The sequence below is a fragment of the Halobellus litoreus genome, assembly GCF_024464595.1.
GTDB lineage: Archaea > Halobacteriota > Halobacteria > Halobacteriales > Haloferacaceae > Haloquadratum > Haloquadratum litoreum.
This window is the reverse complement of sequence record NZ_JANHAW010000001.1, coordinates 1,237,398-1,254,200: the sequence shown is the minus strand read 5'-3', so window position 1 is coordinate 1,254,200 and position 16,803 is coordinate 1,237,398. Positions and strand designations below refer to the sequence as shown.

The window sequence follows — 16,803 nt, the reverse complement described above, 5'->3', positions numbered from 1 at the left end:
TCGAGACGATGCGGAAAGGCCTATAAGATCCGGGCGGCGAAACTCTGGTGAATGGCCGACGATTCGGAGGACGGGGACCGGACGCCCGAAGACGACGCCGAAGCGTCCGGCAGCGGCGAGTCCGCAGTCGGCGACGCGGAAACCGAACGGTCCGCCAGCGACGCGTCCGAAGCGGTCTCCGACTCCGAGCGGCCGGAAGGTGACACTGAGCAGTCGGCGGGTGACGCCGAACGATCCGAGGCTGAAGACGCTGTCGCCGATGCCGATGATACCGAAAATCCCGGCGACGTAGAGACTGAAGACGCCACTGAAGAGAGTGAAGACGCCGCCGCCGAGACTGAAGACGCCACTGAAGAGAGTGAAGACGCCACCGACGAGACTGAAGACGCCACCGACGAGGGGACACACGTGGCCGCCGGCGAGGGCTCGTCCGGCGAGACCGACAGTCAGTCGGACACTGACGGCGACCCGGATACCAATGGCGACTCGGACACCGACGGAGATTCGGACGCTTCTGACGCCGCCGCCGACTCGGAGGAGGACTTCCCGGCCTCCGGTGATCCGACGGCCGGATGGGACCTCTCGGTCGGCGAAAACGTCGCTGACGACCTCGACGCCGAATCCGAACCCGCGGGTTCGGACGACGAATCGGCCGACGGATCCGCTGATTCGGCCGACGAGGGTGTCGACGACACCGAGGAGGACGGTGGGGACGACACCGACGCGGAACCGGACGCGGGCGTCGTCGGCGACGACGCCGACGAACTCTGGCCCGACGAGGGGGCAGACGCCGCCGACGATCCCGACGCCGTCGCCGCTGCGACCGGCACGGACGGCGGCGCGCCGGCCACGGGCGACGCCGCACCCGGCGGGGCCGCGGCCGAGACCGCCGCGCCCGACCCGCTCGTCGACGCCGACGATGGAATGCTCTCGGACGGCCCCGAGAGCGACGAAGAGATGCCGCTCGCGGACCACATCGAGGAGATGGTCCGCCGACTGGCGGTCGTCCTCGGCATCGGCGGCATCGTCACGCTGCTGCTGTACCCCGGTGCCGACCTCGTGAACTCCGCGTTCGGCCTCGACCTCGTCAGTTCCACGGAGGTCATCGACTTCCTCTGGAACACGCACATCCCCGGGGCACCCGAGATGGTCGACCGTCGGCCGCGGGTCTACGGCCCGCTCGAACTGCTGTTGACGGAACTGAAGGTCGCCGCCCTCGGCGGCCTCGTGATCGGTCTGCCGGCGTTCGTCTACGAGACCTACCTGTTTATGCGACCGGGACTGTATCCGAAGGAGCGCCGCTACTACCTCGCGGCGGTGCCGACGAGCCTCGTCCTCGCGTTCGTCGGGATCGCCTTCGCGCACTTCATCGTCCTGCCGGCCATCTTCGCGTACTTCACCTCCTACACCACCGGGACGGCGGTCGTGGCGTTCGGCCTCAAGGAGACGTTCAACCTCATCCTCATCCTGATGGGCTACAACGCCATCATCTTCCAGATCCCGCTGTTCGTGATGCTGGCGATTATGATGAACCTCGTCACCCGGGTGTGGCTCGAAGACCGCCGCCTGCTCTTCTGGGGGACGTTCCTGGGACTCGCGTTCCTCGTCAGCCCCGATCCGACCGGGATGGCCCCGATCATCGTCGGCGCGACGATGATCGCGCTGTTCGAGGGGACGCTGTTCGCGCTGCGGTGGACCGCGAGGGGATCGCTGATCCCCACCGCCGAGGGACTGGCGGCCCGCCGTCCCCAGGCTGCCGTGCTCGCGGCGCTCGTCGGATACCTCTTCAGTCCCCTGCCGGTCCCGACGGGGTATTACGGCCGTCTTCCCTCGGCGGCCGTCGAGACGCTCGCGGCCAACGGCCTCGCGGTGTACACGCCCCTGCTCATCGCGGGCGCCCTCGTGGGTGTGTTCGAACTCGTGTCGCTCCTCCTGCGCCGCTACGGCCGCTCGCGGCGGCTGCTGCGGGTCCGCCTCGCCCTCGACAGCGCCCGCCGTCCGGTTTGGCTGGTCGCCGTCGTCGTGGGGTATCTCGGGAGCCCCGATCCGGCCGTCCTCCGGTGGGCCGCCGAGCTGAATCTTCCCCCGGCGGTGGCCGGCGGAATCGCGGTCGGGTTGGTGCTCGGCTACGAGGGGCTTCGCCTCCTGCTCGCGTCCCGCGAAGATCGTGCGGCCTGAACTGTCGGCTGTCTCCCCGTGCGCTCCCGGACAGTCAGGACCGGGGCCACACCGCTCCAACCACCGGTCGCCGACGCGGCTTCACTCGCTGGCGGTCGGGTACTCCGCCGAGAACACGTCTTCGACGAGCGGTTCGTCGCCCGACTCGTCGCTGTCGGCGCTCGCGCCGTCCTGGTCGTCCTCGCCCGCTGGACTGACACTGCCGGTCTGATACCCGTGCAGATCGAGCGTCACGTGCTCGAACCCGAGATCCGTGAGGTGCTCGCGCACGGCGACGACGAAGTCGTGGTTCAGCGCGGCCTCCAGTTCGTCGGGCGCGATTTCGATGCGCGCGAGGCCGTCGTGGTCGCGGACGCGGAACTGCGAGAAGCCCCACTCTCTGAGCACGCGTTCGGCCTTTTCGACGCGCGTGAGCCGTTCGGTCGTCACCTCCAGTCCGGTCGGGATCCGCGAGGAGAGACACGCCATCGAGGGTTTCTCGGCGACCGATAGGTCGTACTCGTCGGCGATCTCTCTGACCTCCTCCTTCCCGATGCCCGCCGCCAGGAGCGGCGAGCGGACGTCGAGTTCGTCGACGGCGCGGAGTCCCGGGCGGTGTCCCTCGCCGGGGTCGGAGGCGTTGGTGCCGTCGCAGACCGTGTCGATCCCCAACTCCTGCGCGGCCTCGTACATCCGACCGAGACGCATCGTCCGACAGTGATAGCACCGGTCGCCGTCGTTCTCGACGAAGTCGGGGTTGTCGAGTTCCGAGAACTCGACGACCTCGTGGCGGATCCCGACCTCCTCGGCGACCCGCCGGGCGTCGTCGAGTTCGGCCGCCGGGAGCGTCTCGGACTTGGCCGTGCACGCGACGGCGTCGTCGCCGAGGGCCTCGTGTGCCAACGCGGCGACGACCGAGGAGTCGACGCCGCCAGAAAAAGCGATCAGGACGCCGTCGCACGCCGAGAGCGAGTCGCGGACGGCGGCGGCCTTCCCCGCGGCGTCGTCGGGGACCGAATCCGGATCCGTCTGGGTTGCCATACCCGACGTATCCGGCGCAGCGGCAAAAACACGTTGTCGTCGGCCGCGGACCGGCACCGGCGAGAGACCGGACCCCGATCGGGTCGGACTTCCACGCAGTCGCCGATCGGACCCGTAACGTTTTGTCGGATCGGGAGCGAAGGCACCTCGAATGGAGTTCGAGGCCATCCCGGGCGTCGGCGAGAAGACGGCGGCGGCGCTGTCGGAGCTCGACGACGCCGAACGGGCGCTCAGCGAGGGCGACGTCGCCACTCTTACGCGCGCGCCCGGCATCTCGGAGGGTCGCGCCGCGGCCGTCGCCCGCGGGGCGATCCGCCGCCGACACGACGACGACGGCGACTTCCTCGCGACGGACCGGGCGCGGGAGGTGTACGACGACGTCCTGGGACTGCTCCGGGAGCGGACCGTCACCGACTACGCCGCGAAGCGCGTGGCGACGTTCTACCCCACCAGATCGGCCTCGCGGATCGCGGAGGTCCGCGAGTTCGTCGAGCGCGCGACCGGACGCGATCCCGATCCCGCGGTGCTCGACGCGCTCGCGGGCGTCGAACCGCTCTCGCCGCCCGCGACGCGTCGAGTCCGGGACCGCTGCCTCGCGACGGCCGACGCAGAGCGGTTCGCAGCGGCGGAGGAGGCGTTTCCCGAACTCTCGGTGGAGGTCGTCGAGGACGCCCGCGGCCTCGCGGAACTCGCCCGTTCGTACTCGACGGTCGTCGCGCTCGACGAGCAGTTCGCCGGCATCGACGTCGACGGCGACGTCCGCGTGCGGCCCGACGCGATGGAACGCGGGGACGAGATCGTTCCCGAGCGCGTCCTCGCATTCTTCGCGGAGAACCGCTCGCGCATCCTCGCGGCCGCGGCGGTCCACGAGGCGTCGGATCTCGACCCGCCCTGCGACCTCGACGCGCTGCGGGACGCGCTCGACCGCCTCGACGACGACGGGACCATCGTCGGCGACGCGGAACTGGACCGGCTGGCGACGGCCGTCGACGACCTCGACGCGACGGTCTCGACTGCCGAGTCCGTCGCCAACGATCGCCTCCGAGAGGCGATTCGCGAGCGCGACGTGACGATCGAGGGGACGGACTTCCTCTCTCTCGTCGAACAGGGCGCACGGGTCGACTCGCTGCTCGATCGGGAGTTGGAGGACGAGTACGACGACGCCGTCGCCGCCGCCCGCGAGCACCTCGTCGACGCGCTCGACCTCCGGCCCGAGGAGGCCGACTTCGCCGAGCGGGCGTTCCCCGACGACCCCGCGTTCCCGGTCGAACACGAGTCCTCGGTGATCTCGCGGCTCCGGACCGAACTGAAGGCCGGGCGCGACCGCCGCGCCGCGCGGCTCAAGCGCGACCTCGCCGCCGACCTCTCGGCGCTCCGCGACCCCGTCGAGGAACTCGTCCGCGAGGCGCTCGAACTCGACGTCGAACTCGCGGTCGCGCGCTTCGCCGACGACTTCGCGTGCACGTTGCCGACGTTCGTCGATATCGACGACGCGGACGCCGCTCGAGACGGGATCTCCGAGAGCCACGGCTTCGCCATCGAGGGCGGCCGCTCACCGCTTCTGGACGTCGACTTCGCTGAGGTCGACCCGGTCGATTACCGGGTGTCGGGCGCGACGCTCCTCTCGGGCGTCAACTCCGGCGGGAAGACGTCGACGCTGGACCTTGTCGCGCTCGTGGTCGTCCTCGCGCAGATGGGACTGCCCGTCCCGGCCGAGCGCGTCGAACTCGAACGCTTCTCTGAACTGCACTACTACGCGAAGACGCAGGGCACACTCGACGCCGGCGCGTTCGAGAGCACGTTGCGGGACTTCCGCGACCTCGCCGACGGCGAGACGAACCGCCTCGTCCTCGTCGACGAACTGGAGAGCATCACCGAACCCGGCGCGTCGGCGAAGATCGTCGCCGGAATCTTAGAGGCGCTCGACGAGCAGGCCGCGACGGCCGTCTTCGTCTCGCACCTCGCGGGGGAGATCCGCGAGGCCGCCGGCTTCGACGTCGCCGTCGACGGCATCGAGGCGCTGGGGCTCGAAGACGGGGAACTCGTCGTGAACCGCTCGCCGGTGAAAGACCACCTCGCGCGCTCGACGCCCGAACTCATCGTCGAGAAACTGGCCGACGACGACGGCTCGGGCTTCTACGATCGGCTCCTGGAGAAGTTCTGAGCGCGGTCGACCGCGTTGGCTGTGTCTTGGTTTGTCCGCTTGCGTCTTTTCGTCCCGACTCGCTCGTGCCTTCTCCTCCCAACTCGTTCGCGTCTTTTCCCTCCGGGACGACCGCCGCCCGAAAAACATACGGACTGCGGGTCGTTTGTCCTCCGTGGCTCCGCGATGACTCGCTCGACCCCTCCACACTCCACGCTGAAGACGTCTCTCGTCGGTCTGATCGCCGCCCTCACCGTCGTCGACCTCGCGTTGCTCGCCGCGACGCCGACGACGTCGCAAACGGAGTTGCTGCGGCTCCTCCTGGCGGTCGGCGCGTTCGGCGCGCCGTTCCTCGGCTTCCTTCTCGGGTTCGCAGCGCGGCCGCTGTACGCGGTGGGTGCCGCACTCTCTCTCCCGCTCGTGGCCCTGTACGCCTACACCGGGCTGTTGCTGCCGTGGACGCAGCTCTCCTTCTCGCTCGGGCAGTTCGGGCTCGAACTGCTGCTCGCGGTCCCGGTCCTCGGCGAACCGCTGGCGACCGCCCTGTTCGGTGGGTTCACGCTCGGCCAAGCGACGCTCCGGGCCGCGTTTCGGTATCACTACGCGCTCGTCGGGCTCGGCCTCGTCGGCGTCGTCGCCGCGACCGCGAGGATCGGGTGGCGACGCGTCGCCCTCGACCGGTCCGGGAACGGCTCCGGCGGTTGACGCGCTCCGCGCCGGGACGGCCGTCGATTCCGGAACGTCTGGACGCACGACTCGCTCGCCGCCCGGCTTTTTCACGCGGGGTTCGGTGTGTCAGGTATGGTCCCCGACCGCTCCGACGGCTCCCGCGCTCGGACCGAGACCGACGAACGGGCCGCTGGCGACCCGACTAGCCCCGCCGGCGAGAACTCGACCGAACCGTCGACCGGAACGATCGACGACGACACGTACGACCTCGTCTACCGGGCGGCCCGGGAGGCGATCTGGGACGTGCTCGGGACGGCGACGCTGATCCTCTTCTATCTCGCGCTGGCGGCGATCGGCCTCTCGGTCGCCGTCGGCGGCATCGGCCCGTTCCTCCGCGGGTCGGCGTCGTACACCGCCCTGACCCTCGGCGTCCTCGCACTCGTCGTCGGCGTCTTCGCCGTCGTCCGCGTCTACCGACTCGTCACCGAGTGAGGGCATCGGTGCCGTGAGCCGTCCGGAGACGACACCTGACGCGACAGTGACCCCGCGCCTGGGGAACGATTAAGTAGACTCCTCGACGTGGTTCAATCGATGAGGGACGACCCCGACGAGGGGATGCTGTCGTGGGACGAGACGGTCTTCCGCGACGAACACGTCTTCGAGATCGACTACGTCCCCGAGACGTTCGAACACCGCGAGAGCCAACTGGAGAGCCTGAAGTACGCGCTCCGGCCGGCCGTCCGTGGCTCGCGCCCGCTGAACACGATGGTCCGCGGGCCGCCGGGGACCGGAAAGACGACGGCCGTTCAGAAACTGTTCGGCGAACTCGGCGCCCAGAGCGGCGTCCAGACCGTTCGCGTGAACTGCCAGGTCGATTCGACGCGGTACGCCGTGTTCTCGCGGATCTTCGAGGCGATCTTCGAGTACGAGCCCCCGTCCTCGGGCATCTCGTTCAAGAAACTGTTCGGCCAGATCACCGACCGCCTCGTCGAGGAGGAGGAGGTGCTCGCGGTCGCCCTCGACGACGTGAACTACCTCTTCTACGAGAACGAGGTCTCGGACACGCTCTACTCGCTGCTCCGCGCCCACGAGGCCCACTCGGGGGCCCGAATCGGCGTCGTCGTCGTCTCCTCGGACCTCGCGCTCGACGTGATCGACGAACTCGACACCCGCGTCCAGAGCGTCTTCCGCCCCGAGGAGGTGTACTTCCCCGTCTACGACGTCGACGAGATCGTCGACATCCTGCGCGAGCGGGTCGAACGCGGGTTCCACGATGGGGTCGTGAGCGCCCAGGAACTCGATCGCGTCGCCGAACTCACCGCCGAGAGCGGCGACCTCCGAGTCGGGATCGACCTCCTCCGACGTGCCGGCCTCCACGCCGAGATGCGCGCGAGCCGAACCGTCAGCGTCGAGGACGTCGAGGCCGCCTACGAGAAGTCCAAATACGTCCATCTCTCTCGGAGCCTCCAGGGCCTCTCGGAGCGCGAACGCGACCTCGTCCGCGTGGTCGCCGAACACGACGGCAGCCAGGCCGGCGAAGTGTACGAGGCGTTCCACGACGAGACCGAACTCGGGTACACGCGGTACTCCGAGATCGTCAACAAACTCGACAAACTCGGCCTCCTCGACGCCGACTACGCCGACATCGAGGGTCGGGGCCGGTCGCGGTCGCTGTCGCTGTCCTACGACGCCGAGGCGGTCTTAGACCGACTGTGACCGGCCGAGACCGGGGTTGGATTACGTCCCGTGGCTCCAGCTGTCCATGTACTCGGCCTGTGCGTCGGTGAGCGAGTCGATCTCGACGCCCTCGGCGTCGAGTTTGATCTCGGCGACTTCCCGATCGAGTTCGTCGGGGACGTCGTGGACGCCGGCTCCGTACTCGTCGCCGTGTTCGACGAGTTCGCGCACGCAGACCGCCTGAATCCCGAAGGACTGGTCCATCACCTCGGCGGGGTGGCCCAGGGCGATCGGCGAGGCGAGGTTGACCAGGCGGCCCTCCGCGAGGACGTTGAGTCGGCGGCCGTCGGCCAGTTCGTAGGCGCGGACGCCGTCGCGCGCCTCGTATTCGTCGACCGCGAGATCCGAGAGTGCCTCGAGGTCGATCTCGATGTCGAAGTGACCGGCGTTCGCGAGCAGGACGCCGTCGTTCATCACCTCGAAGTCCTCGCGGGTGACGACGTCGCGGTTGCCCGTCGTCGTGACGAAGACGTCGCCGACCGCGGCGGCCTCGTTCATCGGCATCACGTCGTAGCCCTCCATATGCGCCTCCAGCGCCCGGCGGGGTTCGACCTCGGTGACGATCACGTTCGCGTTCTGGCCGGCGGCCTTCTTGGCGACGCCCTTGCCGCAGTAGCCGTAGCCCGCGACGACGACGTCCTTGCCGGCGTACGAGAGGTTCGTCGTCATTGCGATTGTCGCGAGCGAGGACTCACCGGTCCCGTGGACGTTGTCGAACAGGCGCTTCATCGGGGTGTCGTTGACGGCGAACACCGGGTACTTCAGTTCGCCGTCCTCGTCCATCGCGCGCAGGCGGTGGACGCCCGTGGTCGTCTCCTCGGCCCCGCCGACGATGGTGTCGATGAGTTCGGGGTAGTCCTCGTGGATGGCGTAGACCATGTCCATCCCGTCGTCGACAGTGATCGTCGGTCCGTGAGAGACCACGGCCTCGATGGCGGCGTAGTAGTCGTCGTCGCCGACGCCGCGCTTCGCGTAGGAGGTGATGTCGTCGTTGGCGTCGAGCGCCGCGCTCACGTCGTCGTGCGTCGACAGCGGGTTACAGCCCGTGATCGCGACCTCCGCGCCGCCGAGGGCGAGCAGTTCGACGAGGTTCGCTGTCTTCGCCTCGACGTGCATCGCCATTCCAATGGTCTGCCCGGCGAGCGGTTTCGATTCCTCGAACTGCTCGCGGAGTTCCCGAAGGATGGGCATGTGTTGCAGCGCCCAGTCCATCTTTCGCCGTCCCTCGGTGCGAGCGCTCTCGACGTCGTCGAGTTGCTCGCCGATCGGTGGGTACGTGCTCATACTCCCCGGTAGCGACAGGCGGGCCAAAACGCTACCGACCTACCTTTTTGACGTGGCGGGTTTCCTCGCTCACTGCGTTCGCTGCGGGAACCCGCCACGCAAAAACCTAGAGGGAAAAATTCCGCGAGGCTCGCGTTCGCGAGCCTCGCGGTACAATTACTGGAACAACTACGACCGCAACTACTGGAACAACTACAACCGCAACTACCAGAATAACAACGAGAGTTTACCCTCCGCGTCGTCCCAACTCGCCACTGGCACCGGCCAACTACCGGCCAGCCACTGGGCATTCGCTTCGAATGTCCGTGATCACACGACCGCTACGGCGCATCGACGAACGGCCGTAGGCTTATATCCGAATACGGGACCACAGCCGGCGTGACGTAGGACTCACCCCGCGTCGGGCAGCGGTCGTTCGGCACGTCGACGCGGGGCGAAAACACGACTGCCGGTCGGCGAGAGACTGGCGAGTCGTCCGAGCGGGTGCCGACTGTTCGCCCTTCGATACCTCTGGTAGCGTCTCGCTCTTCGGTCGGCGCCGGAGCCGTAACCCGCCCTCCGGTAAACGTTTCAGTACTCACTCCGAACACACAGCCGTCGGAGATGTCTCCACCTGAAAGCAAGCCGAACCGCAGAGAGGGGCGAGAGACCTCTCTCCCGCGGTCGGACGCATTGACGTTGCTAGCGAGTGACTCCGGTGCCGAGTTGCTGCAGGCCGCCGGGCGCCCGGGGACGGCCTGCGAACTCCGCGATCGGTCGGGAATTCCACTGTCGACGGTCTACCGCGAGGCGCACAAACTCGTCGAGGCGGGGCTCCTCGAGGAACGGGTCCGGGTCGACGCCGAGAACGGGCGGCACGCCAGCGTCTACGAACGCGCCGTCGAGTCGCTGACGGTATCGATCACCGACGAGGGCGTCGAGGTCCGGCCCGAGTGACCATCAGAAACCGAGATCCGGTCTCGCGAATCATTCTGGACGCGCGAACACGAGCCGGTCTCCCTCGGTGATCCCGCGGTCAGTCGTCCAGCGGTAGCCGACTTCGAGCACGTACTGCCCCCGGCCGGGGTATCGCTGCGCTGCTCCGTCCTCGCCGGGTCCGGGTTCGGGCGCGTGGTGGATGCGGGTGATCGTCCCGTCGGCATCGGCGTAGACGATGTCGATCCCGAAGTCCATTCTCCGCATCACGAACGTCCGGTCGTCGACGGTCTCGTACACGAAGAGCATTCCACGGTCCTCGGGTAGGGCGTCTGTATCGCTGAGACCGAGGTAGCGAAGCTCACTGGTGTCGGCGATCGCCGCCGTGACCGACCCGAGGCGGTCCCCGGCCGGCGTGCGAACCTCGACCTCGGTCGTCTCGTAGCCCTCGTGAATCGAGAAAGCGGTCGGCTCCGACGTCGACGAGGGCTGGGTCGATGACGCAGTCGACGAGGGGGTCGGATCGGCGTCCGTCGGTGCCGGACCGGTATCCGTCGTCCGCGGTGTGTCGCTCGCGGTGTCACCAGCGGGGGACGTGTCGCTTGCGCACCCAGATAGCCCCGTAACGCCCGCTCCGAGCAGTCCGAGGTACGTCCGGCGGTGCATCCTCACTCAGCGCGCGCGACGAGGTCGACCGCGCGCTGCCGTGCCTCCTCGACGACCGACGCCTCGTCGAGCGTCAGGACCTCGCGATCCCGCATCAGCACCCGACCATCGCAGACCGTGTGGCGAACGTCGGAGCCGCGAACGGCGTAGGCAAGGTGGCTCACCGGATCGTGCGCCGGCGCGAGGTGCGGCGCGTCGAAGTCGACGACCGCGAGGTCCGCGGCGGCCCCGACTTCCACCCGACCGCCCGGCAGCGACAGCGCCGCCGCGCCCCCCTGCGTCGCCATCGTCACGGCGGCCTCGGCGGGAACGGCCGAGGCGTCGTCCGCGCCGAGTTTGCCGAGCATCGCGGCGTCGCGGAGCTCGTCGAAGAGATCGAGGTCGTTGTTCGAGGCGGCGCCGTCGGTGCCGAGGCCGACGGTCACGCCCGCGTCCAGGAGGTCCTGAACGGGCGCGATCCCGGAGGCGAGCTTCATATTCGACGCCGGACAGTGGACGACCGCCGCCCCGCGCTCGGACAGGAGGTCGATCTCGCTCTCGTCGACGTGGACGCCGTGGGCGAGGAAGTCGGCCTCGGAGAGGAGGCCGACGTCGTCGGCGTACGCGAGCGGCCGCTCCGAGCGCTCCTCGACGATCGGCTCCACCTCGTCGCGCGTCTCGTTGGCGTGCGTGTGGACCGGGATGCCCTCCTCGTGCGCCTCGGCGACGGCCTCGCGGAGGAGCGACTCGTCGACGGTCGTCAGCGAGTGCGGCATCACGGCGGTCCGGACCCGGCCCTCGGCCGCGCCGTCGTACTCGCGGGCGACGTCGAGGCTCTCCCGGACGTCCGCGCGGGCCGCTTCCGCGTCCTTGCCCACGGTGACGACGCCGTGACCGACGCGGGCGCGCATCCCCGCCTCGTCGACGGCCGCGACGACCTGGGGGACGTGGAAGTACATATCCGCGAACGTCGTCGTCCCCGACCGGATCATCTCGACGAGGCCGAGTTCCGTCCCGGCGCGGACGTCCTCGGCGGTGAGTTCGGCCTCCGCGGGCCAGATGTCCTCGCGGAGCCACGCGTCGAGCGGCTTGTCGTCGGCGTACCCCCGGAGGAGCGTCATCGCGACGTGGGTGTGCGCGTTCACGAGCCCGGGCATCACGATCCCCCCCGACGCGTCGAGCGTCTCGTCGGCGTCGCGGTCGGCCGCGAGATCCGGCGCGATCTCCGCGATTCGGCCGGCGTCCCGATCGACGAGGACGTCCGCCTCGGCGACTGTACAGTCCGGACGCAGCACCCGACCGCCGGAGACGAGAAGCGTGTTGGAAGCCATATCGGCCGGTACCGACGGCGGGCGTATGAGGCTATCGTCTGGGCTCCGTCGAGCGAACCGCGGCCCAGCGGATCGAACCACGCGGAAGCACCCACATCGGAAGATACGACGCCTCTCGCAGAACTTAAACCGGGGCGTGACGAACGCCCGCGTATGAGCGACGACGAGAACGGGGGACGACGCGACCTCCGGATGCCCGACGACGACGAGGTGTTCGCCGTCGTCACGGATATGCTCGGAGCGAACCGCGTGAAGGTCCGGTGCGCCGACGGCGTCGAGCGCACCGCACGGATCCCCGGTCGGATGCAAAAGCGGATCTGGATCCGCGAGGACGACGTGGTCCTCGTCGAACCGTGGGACTGGCAGGACGAGAAGGGCGACATCACCTGGCGCTACGAGAAATCGGAGGCGGAGCAACTCCGTGAGGAAGGACACATTCAGTGACTGACTCCGACGAGTACGGCTTTTTGGCACCGGAGGAGGCCGACGCCCCGGGCGACGAGTGGGAGGAGATCGACGTCACCGACACCGAGGCCGACCGGATCGCCAGGCGTCGGGATCGGGAGTTCGACGACTTCCGCAAGCGACTGAAGGACGCCGACCAGTTCAAGGTCGAGCAGTCGGTCTTCGACGACGCCACGTTCGCGGCGATCTACAAACTCGTCCAGGACGGACACATCGACGCCTTCGGCGGGCCGATATCGACCGGGAAGGAGGCGAACGTCTACGAGGCGCTCGGCAGCGACGACGGCGCCGAGCGGGACGTCGCGGTGAAGATTTACCGGATCAACGCCTCGAACTTCCGGCAGATGCGGGAGTATCTCGAGGGCGACCCGCGCTTCGAGGGGATCGGCAGCGACAAGAAACAGGTCGTGCTCGCCTGGACCCAGAAGGAGTTCGCGAACCTCTCGCGGGCCCGGCAGGCGGGCGTCCGCGTTCCGGAACCGATCGCTGTCGAGCGGAACGTCCTCGTGATGGAACTCGTCGGCCTCGTCGAGGAGCGGGCGCGGCGGCTGGCCGAGGTCGACGTCGAGAACCCCGAGACGGCGTACGAAGTCGTCTCAGAATATATGCGACGGCTCCACGCCGCCGGTCTCGTCCACGGCGACCTCTCGGAGTACAATATGATCATCCACGAGGGGGAACTCGTCGTGATCGACCTCGGACAGGCGGTGACCGTCCACCATCCGAACGCCGAGGAGTTCCTGCGGCGCGACTGCCGGAACGTCGCCGCGTTCTTCGGCCGGCAGGGCCTCGACGTGACCGCCGACGACCTGTTCGAGTTCGTCACGTCCGTCGAGGCGGACCCGAGCGGGACGCCCGACGGTCCCGCCGACGCCGGTGACCGCGACGGCTCCGACGGTTCCGACGAGACTGGTGACGCGGACGATTCGGGTCCGGCGGCCTAGCCGGTGCGAACCGCGCGCCGTGGGGCCGCTCGACGAACAAACTCTTAAACCGCTCCGTTGGGTATGCAGCGTATGAAGCACGTGAAGGTACCGCAGGACCGCATCGGCGTCCTCATCGGCGAGGGCGGGGAGACGATGCGCGAGATCGAGCGACGGGCCGAAGTGCGTCTCGACATCGACTCCGAGAGCGGCTCGGTCGCGATCGACGACGTGGGCGACCCCGTGAGCGGGATGCTCGCCCCCGACATCGTGCGGGCGATCGGGCGCGGGTTCACGCCGGAGTCGGCGCTGTCGATTCTCGACGACGACCTCCGGACGTTCGAGCTCGTCGACCTCGAATCCCACACGCGTAACAAGAACGACCTGAAGCGACAGAAAGGTCGGCTCATCGGCGAGAACGGTCGGACGCGCGAGTTGATGGAGGAACTCACGGGCGCGGAAGTCGTCATCAAGGGCACGACGCTCGGCATCATCGGTCAGCCCGAGGAGGTTGAGGCCGTCCGACGCGCCGTGGGAATGATTCTCGACGGCGCGCCGCACGGCGCGGTCTACTCCTTCCTCGAACGCAAGCACAACGAACTCACGCAGGGGTTCGACGTTCGGCAGTCCGGTTGAGCGGTCGTAAGCGACCCGAGATCGAGCGGTCGTGTCGAGACAGGGATCCGGACGAATCGACGCTAGTTCTGTCCGTACTCCGTCGAAAGGTACGCCGCGACGCGCTCGGCCTTCGCCGTATCGATCGTCCAGACGCCGTCCCACTCGACGTCGTCGTCGGTGACCGCGACGAGTGCCGCGCCGACCGCCTCGGACTCTGGCGGGGGAACGAAGACGACGAACCAGCCGCATCTGATCTCCTCGACGTCGTCGTTGTGGACGGTGAGCGACCGCGACTCCAGGGTGGCGGGGTCGCCGACGCCGTACACGTGGACGTCGAGGTCGGTGGCGGCCAGTTTGTCGTAGGCGCGTTCGGTCCCGCGCTCGTCGACGATGCGCGAGAGGCGCTGAAACCCGGTGTGGAGTTCGCCGTCGCCGTGCCGGAGCGCCATCGCCTCGATGTACCGAGAGATCTCGATGAGCAGGAGTTTCCCCTTCGTCCCGGCGGGATAGCCGCGGACGCGAAAACGCGTTCCCTCCAGGTCGCGAACGACGGCGGGCGTGTCGACGGCTTCGAGCGGCCGAGTCCCGGTGATGTAGAGGTCGGAGTTGACCGCGAGGATCGAGTCCCGAACGTCACCGAACTCGGATTGGGCGACGACGCGTCCGTCTCTCCGCAACTGGACCACGTCGGACTCCGAGAGCACGCGGGCGACTTCGGAGACGGAAACCGACTGGTCCTCGAAGAGCGAGTTCAGCATTCGGGCGACCATCGGGGGCTGTTCGCTGTTGACGATCGAGAGCGACGTCTCGTGGTCGCCGTCGGCGAACTCGTCGATGAACTCCCGAAGCGCCATCGATTCGAGTATATTCAGTCTCGGTAATAGAGCTTTACACACCCACCGCGGACTACTCTATATAAACTCACGTATTGAGAGAGATTAACACGCATTTTTCGGACGATCTGACGTTTCTGTCTGTCGCTAGCGATGCTTTTTTATAGAATCACAAACAATCAATGGATGACTATGTCTCAGCGAATGCAGCAGGGTCAGCCCATGATCATTCTGGGCGAGGACTCCCAGCGCACACAGGGGAAAGACGCGCAGTCGATGAACATCTCCGCCGGCAAGGCAGTAGCCGAGTCGGTTCGGACCACGCTCGGTCCGAAAGGGATGGACAAGATGCTCGTCGACTCCGGCGGCTCGGTCGTCGTCACGAACGACGGCGTCACGATCCTCAAGGAGATGGACATCGATCACCCCGCGGCGAACATGATCGTCGAAGTCTCCGAGACCCAGGAGGACGAGGTCGGAGACGGAACGACGACGGCCGTCGTCGTCGCCGGTGAACTCCTCGATCAGGCCGAGGAGCTCATCGACCAGGACGTCCACGCCACCACCATCGCGCAGGGCTACCGCCAGGCTGCAGAGAAGGCGAAAGAGATCCTCGAGGAGAACGCCATCGAGGTAAGCGAGGACGACCGCGAGACGCTCGTCAAGATCGCCGAGACGGCGATGACCGGCAAGGGCGCGGAATCCTCGAAGGACCTGCTCGCCGAACTCGTCGTCGACGCCGTCGTGGCCGTCGCCGACGACGATGACATCGACACCGACAACGTCTCCGTCGAGACGGTCGTCGGCGGCTCGATCGGCAACTCCGAACTCGTCGAGGGCGTCATCGTGGACAAAGAGCGCGTCCACGAGAATATGCCCTTCGGCGTCGAGGACGCCAACGTCGCGCTGTTCGACGGCGCGCTCGAAGTCCGCGAGACCGAGATCGACGCCGAGGTCAACGTCACCGACCCAGACCAGCTCCAGCAGTTCCTCGACCAGGAAGAACAGCAGCTGAAGGAGATGGTCGACAAGCTCGTCGACGTCGGCGCCGACGTCGTCTTCGTCGGTGACGGCATCGACGATATGGCCCAGCACTACCTCGCGAAGGAGGGCATCCTCGCGGTCCGCCGCGCGAAGTCCTCCGACCTGAACCGGCTCGCCCGCGCGACTGGCGGCAACGTCGTCGGCTCGCTCGACGACATCGAGGCCGACGACCTCGGCTTCGCCGGCTCCGTCGCCCAGAAGGACATCGGCGGCGACGAGCGCATCTTCGTCGAGGACGTCGAGGACGCGAAGTCCGTCACGCTCATCCTCCGCGGCGGCACCGAGCACGTCGTCGACGAGCTCGAACGCGCCATCGAAGACTCCCTCGGCGTCGTCAAGACGACGCTGGAGGACGGGCAGGTCCTGCCCGGCGGCGGTGCCTCCGAGACCGAACTCTCGATGCAGCTCGGCGAGTTCGCCAGCTCCGTCGGCGGCCGCGAGCAGCTCGCCATCGAGGCGTTCACCGAGGCGCTCGACGTCATCCCGCGCACGCTCGCCGAGAACGCCGGCCTCGACCCCATCGAGTCCCTCGTCAACCTCCGCAAGGAGCACGCCGACGGCGACATCGGTGCGGGCCTCGACGCCTACACCGGCGAGATCGTCAACATGGAGGACGACGGCGTCGTCGAACCCCTCCGCGTGAAGACGCAGGCCATCGAGTCCGCCACCGAGGCGGCCGTGATGATCCTCCGCATCGACGACGTCATCGCCGCCGGCGACCTCAAGGGCGGCGGCAGCGACGACGGCGGCGACGAGGGCGGCGCGCCCGGCGGCGCCGGCGGCATGGGCGGTATGGGCGGTATGGGCGGTATGGGCGGCGCAATGTAAGCGCGGTCTCAGGCCTACCTACACCCACTCCACGCCCCGTCTGAATCGCCCGCCGAACGCCTCGCAATCCGACTTCTTTGACGACCGAATCGCAGAGCGGCAGCGCCGTCGGTCCGGTCGCTTCGGGGATCCGACGAATTTATATGTGGATTGCTAACAGACCGTACTGA

15 protein-coding genes are annotated in these 16,803 nt (G+C 68.0%); 10 read left to right on the top strand and 5 right to left on the bottom strand.

Annotated features, from left to right (window positions below):
• The first annotated feature begins 51 nt into the window (after window positions 1-51).
• A complete protein-coding gene (gene tatC / locus NO360_RS19055) occupies window positions 52-2,178 on the top strand; it encodes a twin-arginine translocase subunit TatC (RefSeq protein WP_256306740.1) in 2,127 nt (708 codons plus the stop codon).
• An 81-nt stretch (window positions 2,179-2,259) separates the two neighbouring features.
• On the opposite strand, the gene larE is transcribed toward tatC, so the two are convergent.
• Window positions 2,260-3,198: an ATP-dependent sacrificial sulfur transferase LarE gene (gene larE, locus NO360_RS06400; protein WP_256306738.1), complete on the bottom strand. Its 939-nt coding sequence runs from the start codon at window positions 3,196-3,198 to the stop codon at window positions 2,260-2,262.
• A 151-nt stretch (window positions 3,199-3,349) separates the two neighbouring features.
• Between larE and NO360_RS06395 the strand changes: the two genes are divergently transcribed.
• The 4 genes from NO360_RS06395 to NO360_RS06380 all read left to right on the top strand — a co-directional run bounded on the left by NO360_RS06395 (window position 3,350) and on the right by NO360_RS06380 (window position 7,726).
• Complete coding sequence (locus tag NO360_RS06395; RefSeq protein WP_256306736.1) at window positions 3,350-5,362, top strand: MutS-related protein; 2,013 nt, start codon at window positions 3,350-3,352, stop codon at window positions 5,360-5,362.
• A 165-nt stretch (window positions 5,363-5,527) separates the two neighbouring features.
• On the top strand, window positions 5,528-6,046 hold the full coding sequence (locus tag NO360_RS06390) for a cytochrome b N-terminal domain-containing protein (RefSeq protein WP_256306735.1): 519 nt from the start codon (window positions 5,528-5,530) through the stop codon (window positions 6,044-6,046).
• Window positions 6,047-6,142: 96 nt separating this feature from the next.
• Window positions 6,143-6,502, top strand: coding sequence for a hypothetical protein (locus NO360_RS06385; RefSeq protein ID WP_256306734.1), 360 nt, complete (start codon window positions 6,143-6,145; stop codon window positions 6,500-6,502).
• A 99-nt stretch (window positions 6,503-6,601) separates the two neighbouring features.
• Entirely contained in the window at window positions 6,602-7,726 is a 1,125-nt protein-coding gene (locus NO360_RS06380; RefSeq protein ID WP_256306733.1) for an ORC1-type DNA replication protein, read from the top strand.
• A 21-nt stretch (window positions 7,727-7,747) separates the two neighbouring features.
• Here the strand turns inward: NO360_RS06380 and NO360_RS06375 are convergent, their stop codons facing one another.
• Window positions 7,748-9,031: an adenosylhomocysteinase gene (locus NO360_RS06375; RefSeq protein WP_256306731.1), complete on the bottom strand. Its 1,284-nt coding sequence runs from the start codon at window positions 9,029-9,031 to the stop codon at window positions 7,748-7,750.
• A 603-nt stretch (window positions 9,032-9,634) separates the two neighbouring features.
• On the opposite strand from NO360_RS06375, the gene NO360_RS06370 reads away from it, so the two are divergent.
• Window positions 9,635-9,967 carry a helix-turn-helix domain-containing protein gene (locus NO360_RS06370; RefSeq protein ID WP_256306729.1) on the top strand — a complete coding sequence of 111 codons (333 nt, stop codon included), beginning with the start codon at window positions 9,635-9,637 and terminating at the stop codon, window positions 9,965-9,967.
• A gap of 30 nt (window positions 9,968-9,997) precedes the next feature.
• Here the strand turns inward: NO360_RS06370 and NO360_RS06365 are convergent, their stop codons facing one another.
• Window positions 9,998-10,612: a DUF192 domain-containing protein gene (locus tag NO360_RS06365; RefSeq protein WP_256306727.1), complete on the bottom strand. Its 615-nt coding sequence runs from the start codon at window positions 10,610-10,612 to the stop codon at window positions 9,998-10,000.
• Window positions 10,613-10,614: 2 nt separating this feature from the next.
• Entirely contained in the window at window positions 10,615-11,922 is a 1,308-nt protein-coding gene (locus NO360_RS06360; protein ID WP_256306725.1) for an amidohydrolase, read from the bottom strand.
• 153 nt (window positions 11,923-12,075) lie between these two features.
• Between NO360_RS06360 and eif1A the strand changes: the two genes are divergently transcribed.
• From eif1A to NO360_RS06345, 3 genes are all read left to right on the top strand, one after another.
• Window positions 12,076-12,366 carry a translation initiation factor eIF-1A gene (gene eif1A, locus NO360_RS06355; RefSeq protein WP_256306724.1) on the top strand — a complete coding sequence of 97 codons (291 nt, stop codon included), beginning with the start codon at window positions 12,076-12,078 and terminating at the stop codon, window positions 12,364-12,366.
• Window positions 12,363-13,331, top strand: coding sequence for a serine/threonine-protein kinase Rio1 (rio1, locus tag NO360_RS06350; protein ID WP_256306723.1), 969 nt, complete (start codon window positions 12,363-12,365; stop codon window positions 13,329-13,331). Before eif1A ends, rio1 begins: the two co-directional genes overlap by 4 nt.
• A gap of 72 nt (window positions 13,332-13,403) precedes the next feature.
• Window positions 13,404-13,946, top strand: a complete 543-nt coding sequence (locus NO360_RS06345; RefSeq protein ID WP_103990968.1) for a KH domain-containing protein — start codon at window positions 13,404-13,406, stop codon at window positions 13,944-13,946.
• Window positions 13,947-14,008: 62 nt separating this feature from the next.
• On the opposite strand, the gene NO360_RS06340 is transcribed toward NO360_RS06345, so the two are convergent.
• Complete coding sequence (locus NO360_RS06340; protein ID WP_256306720.1) at window positions 14,009-14,782, bottom strand: DICT sensory domain-containing protein; 774 nt, start codon at window positions 14,780-14,782, stop codon at window positions 14,009-14,011.
• Between the two features lie 201 nt (window positions 14,783-14,983).
• Here NO360_RS06340 and thsA point away from each other — a divergent pair, with 201 nt between their 5' ends.
• Window positions 14,984-16,633 (top strand): thermosome subunit alpha, encoded by a 1,650-nt coding sequence (gene thsA, locus NO360_RS06335; protein ID WP_256307118.1) that lies wholly within the window; start codon window positions 14,984-14,986, stop codon window positions 16,631-16,633.
• Window positions 16,634-16,803: the final 170 nt, after the last annotated feature.